This is a genomic window from Vibrio ordalii ATCC 33509 (assembly GCA_000257205.1).
Classification (GTDB): domain Bacteria; phylum Pseudomonadota; class Gammaproteobacteria; order Enterobacterales; family Vibrionaceae; genus Vibrio; species Vibrio ordalii.
In genome coordinates, this window is the sequence record AEZC01000170.1 from 1 (window position 1) to 1536 (window position 1536).

General features: G+C 42.2%; 2 protein-coding genes. Both read left to right on the forward strand.

What is annotated here, in order from left to right; genetic code table 11:
• Positions 1 to 212 precede the first annotated feature (212 nt).
• Positions 213 to 500, forward strand: coding sequence for a type II toxin-antitoxin system RelE/ParE family toxin (locus tag VOR_RS0111710; protein ID WP_001162670.1), 288 nt, complete (start codon positions 213 to 215; stop codon positions 498 to 500).
• A 10-nt stretch (positions 501 to 510) separates the two neighbouring features.
• Complete coding sequence (locus tag VOR_RS0111715) at positions 511 to 828, forward strand: HigA family addiction module antitoxin (protein WP_010319893.1); 318 nt, start codon at positions 511 to 513, stop codon at positions 826 to 828.
• Positions 829 to 1536: the final 708 nt, after the last annotated feature.

Sequence of the window (1536 nt, forward strand, 5' to 3'; positions counted from 1 at the left end):
TGTTTAAGAGTGATTCGCAACGCGTGGCATTTTTACTATGCGTTGTATTTAGTGTTTAAGGTGGTATGTGGGAACTTCGGTATTGCGTTGCTCACACCTTAACAGGGCGTTATGTACTTTTCTGAAATCCTTCCTACAAATCAAACTTGTGCACAGTGTCATTATGCGTTAGTCTTTGTCTATGGATGCACAATGAGACAGTGCAAGTTGCAATGGCATTAGAATTTAAAGATAAGTGGTTAGAGCAGTTTTACGAGGATGATAAACGACATCGTTTAATTCCAAGTAGCATAGAGAATGCTCTATTTCGGAAGCTGGAAATCTTAGATGCAGCTCAAGCTGAATCAGACTTAAGAATTCCACCGGGTAATCGTTTTGAACATCTTGAAGGAAATCTTAAAGGTTGGTGTTCAATTCGAGTGAACAAACAGTATCGTTTGATTTTTCAGTGGGTTGATGGTGTTGCACTAAATACTTACTTAGACCCACATAAGTATTGAGGTAACGACTATGCGTAAGACAAAACGTCGTCCAGTTAGCGTTGGGGGAATGTTAAAAGTTGAATTTCTTGAACCAATGGGCATCACATCAAAAGCGCTCGCTGAAGCGATGGGCGTACACAGAAATACGGTGAGTAATTTAATTAATGGTGGTGTGTTAACAGCTCCGGTAGCAATCAAGTTAGCCGCGGCATTAGGTAACACCCCAGAATTTTGGCTTAACATTCAACATGCAGTTGATCTTTGGGATACGAGAAATCGTTATCAAGAAGAAGCAAAGTTTGTAAAGCCGTTGTTTGTTTCGCTGGAACAAAGCGCACGTACATAACAAACGCCTCAAGAGGGACTGTCAACGCGTGGCGTTTCCAGCCCCATTGAGCCGCGGTGGTTTCAGTTGTTGCGTTTGAGTTTAGTGGTAATGCGTTGTCAGCCCCTTAGGCGGGCGTTATGCAACTAAGGTAAATTTAGGGGTTCAATCTTTTGGGATTTCTCCGGCCATTCGTTTTGTATTTTCGGCAAATGAGTATTTTTACCCTCAGATTCGTGGTTCACTCAAGCCGTAAAACAGGCAAGGTTCTTTGTTTGCCTCAATGAGTTTTAGCGCTGGCGCGTTGTAAATTCAGTGGGCGCAAAGTGTGGAAAGGGCAAGTTTATCGAGCATTTTTCACTTGCTGAAGGTTTCGCTCGTTGAGTTTTCCTGATTCAAAAGCTTGGTTTGTTGCTGAAGGGTGGGCTTTGTTTTGGCGGCTTATTTATCACAGTTCTTGCTTGGGTTGATTCTTGAATCACTCAACCATTGCAATTGTGGTTTTTGATCGAGTAAAGTCATTTTATCTCATTGAATTTGCATAACAAACGGCTCAAGAGGGATTGCCAACGCGTGGCGACTTTAGTGCAAAATTGCAGTTCAGTGTTTAAGTGTGTTTTTTAAGTTCGGCGGTGCGTTGTCAACCCCTTAGCCGGGCGTTATATGTAATAATCAACGGAGGTAAGAATGTCAAAGAAAAAAGGACAGCATCTAGTCCCTGCTTGTTAT